Annotated in this window: 4 protein-coding genes; all 4 read left to right on the top strand. The window is 62.6% G+C overall.

What is annotated here, in order from left to right:
• The first annotated feature begins 182 nt into the window (after positions 1-182).
• Complete coding sequence (locus QZY07_RS18025) at positions 183-431, top strand: hypothetical protein (protein WP_295405702.1); 249 nt, start codon at positions 183-185, stop codon at positions 429-431.
• A gap of 201 nt (positions 432-632) precedes the next feature.
• Entirely contained in the window at positions 633-1,136 is a 504-nt protein-coding gene (locus QZY07_RS18030; RefSeq protein WP_295405704.1) for a DUF4365 domain-containing protein, read from the top strand.
• The gene (locus QZY07_RS18035) at positions 1,133-2,281 is read left to right on the top strand and encodes a hypothetical protein (RefSeq protein WP_295405705.1); all 1,149 of its coding nucleotides are present in this window, start codon (positions 1,133-1,135) and stop codon (positions 2,279-2,281) included. Before QZY07_RS18030 ends, QZY07_RS18035 begins: the two co-directional genes overlap by 4 nt.
• A gap of 95 nt (positions 2,282-2,376) precedes the next feature.
• Positions 2,377-3,606 (top strand): type I restriction endonuclease, encoded by a 1,230-nt coding sequence (locus tag QZY07_RS18040; protein ID WP_295405707.1) that lies wholly within the window; start codon positions 2,377-2,379, stop codon positions 3,604-3,606.
• Positions 3,607-3,694: the final 88 nt, after the last annotated feature.

A 3,694-nucleotide genomic window follows, 5' to 3' on the forward strand; every position in this document is an offset into this window, starting at 1 on the left:
CGTGCCAGTTCAGGTGGACGCCGAGCAGGTTGCGCAACAGCTTGACGGATTGGATCTCGGACATCGAATCTCCGGGCGATCGTGGCTCTAAGCGAGATCCATATATATCAAATGCTTAATGAGATATGTACTGTACTGAGATCGCGAGGTTCAGCTATGCCTTTGACCGACTCGAAGTGTTGATGGCTCTTGGCCACAACTATAATGACAAAAACAGCAAAGATTGGTATTGGGTGCCGCTCGGGCGCTATGCCTACAATCATGATAATCGCACGCGAATTTTCAATGAAATTAGCGAATCCATTTCAAGTCAAGGAAATGAATCAATTTACGTCAAAAGCGGTATTTTTGGGCAGTCTGAGGATGAATGCACAAAAGTAATGGAAGATTTTAAAGGTTGGGTGAAGGAACATGGCGGAAGTTTTTGGTGATTGACAGGCAACTGACAGATAGCTCAAGAAAATCTTCAGGGTTAGAAGCGTGAATAATAGCCAACTGTTCGATCAAATGACGGCGGCGCGCGTGGCCGAAGCTGACGCTGAGGCTCGCTTTCGTGCGCGGGTTCAACGCGGGCAAGGCCAGACAAAACGGGGTTTGGATCGGCTGCATCAAGCGGCGGGTGAGCGGCACCCATGACTTCAGATCAGCTCCTCGCCCCAACCGACCGCGAAGAGGCATTGTCACGCGCCTACCTGCAAGCCGTCGCCGCCGGGGCTGGCTATGTGGTGGCGAGCCTGGACTTCGACCGCGACGGCATCGACTGCGAGATCAAGGCCGGTGGGCGGATGCGCCCCTCGCTGGGTATTCAGCTCAAGGCGACCATCCATCTGGGCGATGTTCAGGAGGGCCACTATCGTTATCCGCTCAAGCGCCGCAACTATGACCTGCTGCGCGAGCCGACCCAGACGCCGCGCGTGCTGGTGGTCCTGGCCCTGCCCACGGACGAGGCCGAGTGGCTGACCGTGACCGAGGCGGAACTGGTGCTGCGCCGCTGTGCCTATTGGGTGTCGCTCGCCGACGCACCAGAGAGCGAAAACCAGACGTCCGTGACAGTGTCGCTCCCCGAGCTTCAACGGTTCGATGTGTCGGCGCTGCGTGCCCTAATGGATCAGTCCAGAACGGGGGGCATTCGATGAAAGCTCAGATTGTCGATCAACAGGCCCTGCGCGCCATTACGCCGGCCGCCCTGGCGGCTTATGCGCGGGGCGAGGGCTGGGCGCATATCGAGGCTTACGGGCGGCATTCCGATGTCTACGCCCACCCGAAACGGCCCGAGCTGGTGATTCCGCGCACCGAGAGTCTGGCGGACTATCCGCGCGTGGTGGCGGAGTTGATCGGGATCCTGGCCGAGACCAGCGGTCGGGATGAACTCGCCCTCTATCGCGATCTGATCGGGGCGGATCGGGACGTGGTGCGGGTGCGCGCGCGTGCCAGCGCCGATGACGGCTCGGTGAGCTTGGCCGCGGGTGTCGGTCTGGTGGAGAACGCCCGCGAAATGCTGTTGGCCGCCGCCTGTGCGGCGACCAATCCTCAACCGCTCTACCGCGCGGGGGCGAATAAAGAGGCCAACGAGTATTTGCAGCAGGTGCGCTTGGGCCAAACCGAGCACGGGAGCTTTGTGGTCCGCCTCCTGGCGCCAGTCCCGCCATTGCTGCAACCTGTGCTCGATGCCTCCTGGACCACGCCCTTCGATCAAGAACCCTACGAACGCAAGGTGACACGACGCCTGATCGAGGCGCTGGAGGCTTGCTGTGGAGCCACGGAACAAACGATGACCGGAACCGGGATGGCGGCCTTCGAGCGCGCGGTCAAGGTCGGAGTCAGCGCGAACCTGTGCGAGGCCGTGGCCCGCTTGGTGGCCTGCGCGGATGGCCTGGAAATCGGCGTAACCTGGGCGCGGACCCGACCGGGGACCGAGGCATATCGGCGGGTGCGGTTCTCGTCGAGCGATGCGGCGATCCTGAGCGAAGCGGCGCGGACCTTTCGCGCGCGGCACTCGCGCCCGGATATGGAGTTGTTCGGGACCGTCTTTCAGCTCAAGCGCGATCAGGACGAGGCCGAGGGTCTGGTGACCCTCAAGGCGTTGGTCGACGGGAAAATTCAGTCGGTCAAGGCCACCCTGGACCAAGCGAATTACCGCCAGGCGGTCCAGGCGCACGATCAGCAATTGCCGGTCTTGGTGCGTGGCGATCTGGAGCGCATCGGTCAGCGTTGGCGGCTCAATGGCGCGGAGCTGTTGAACGTCGGGATGGCGGAAGACGAGGACAACCCGACCGACTGAGGCCGGACGGATTCATTCACTCGGCCGTGGAGGGACGGCCCCCGCTGGACCAGGGGGCGGCCAGGATCGGCGGACACTGCGACACGGAGCGAAGGATGACCTTTCTCACGGAAGCCGACATTGAGGGGCTGTTACTGGAGCAACTGGCGGGCTTGGGCTACCAGTGCACGAGCGATGCGGTGATCGGACCGGACGGAAGCGCGGCGGAGCGCGAAGCCTTCTCGGATGTGCTGCTGGTCGGACGGCTGCAAGCGGCCATTGATCGCTTGAACCCGGAGATTCCCAGCGAGGCCCGCGCGGATGCCCTGAAACAGATCATCGCCACGGTCTCGCCGTCGCTGATCGAGGAGAACCGCCGCCTGCACCGGCTGATGGTCGAGGGCGTGCCGGTGGAGTTCTACGCCGAGGATGGCACCCTGCGGGGCGATACCGTGCGCCTGATCGATTTCTCGGATCCCGACGCGAACGATTGGCTGGCCGTGGCGCAACTGACCGTGGTCGAGAACGGCACCAATCGCCGCCCGGATGTGGTGCTGTTCCTCAATGGCCTGCCGGTCGCGGTGTTCGAGCTGAAGAATCCAGGGAGCGAACAGGCCAGCTTGCACGGCGCCTTCAATCAGCTCCAGACCTACAAGGTACAGATCCCCACGCTGTTTCGCACCAATGCCGCTCTGGTCATCACGGATGGCGTACAGGCGCGCATCGGCTCGCTCACGGCCAACGAAGAGCGGTTCATGCCCTGGCGCACGACCGATGGGCGCACCGTCGCGCCGAAGGGGAGCGCCGAACAGACCGTGCTCGTGACGGGCGTGTTCGAGCGTTCCCGATTCCTCGCGCTGCTGCGGGATTTCACCGTCTTCGGCAACAACGGCGACGGTCTGTTCAAGATCCTCGCCGGCTATCATCAGTTCCACGCCGTGCGCCACGCGCTGATCTGCACGCTGACCGCCACGCTCCCGGACGGGGACCGTCGCGTGGGGGTGATCTGGCACACCCAGGGCTCGGGCAAGAGCTTGTTGATGGCCTTCTATGCGGGGCAATTGGTGCGCTGCCCGGAACTGACGAACCCGACGATCCTGGTCATCACCGACCGCAACGATCTCGACGATCAGTTGTTTGCCACCTTCGCGATGTGCGCGGATCTGATCCGCCAGACGCCGGTCCAAATCGAGGACCGCGATCATTTGCGCCTGGCCCTCAACCGCGCCTCGGGCGGGGTCATCTTCACCACCATGCAGAAGTTCGCGCCGCCGGTGGGCGAGTCGGTCTATCCGCCAGGGCGAGCGCGTTTAAATTCTCAGCCGAACACGACCTTGGCGCGATAGTCGTCATTCCACGCGGCCTTGCGGCGCTTCTTGGCCAAGCTGATCGCCGACCCCTCCTGATCGAACAGGTTCATGCTCAGGTGGCGCA

It is taken from the genome of uncultured Thiocystis sp. (genome assembly GCF_903866365.1).
Taxonomy (GTDB): Bacteria; Pseudomonadota; Gammaproteobacteria; order Chromatiales; family Chromatiaceae; genus Chromatium.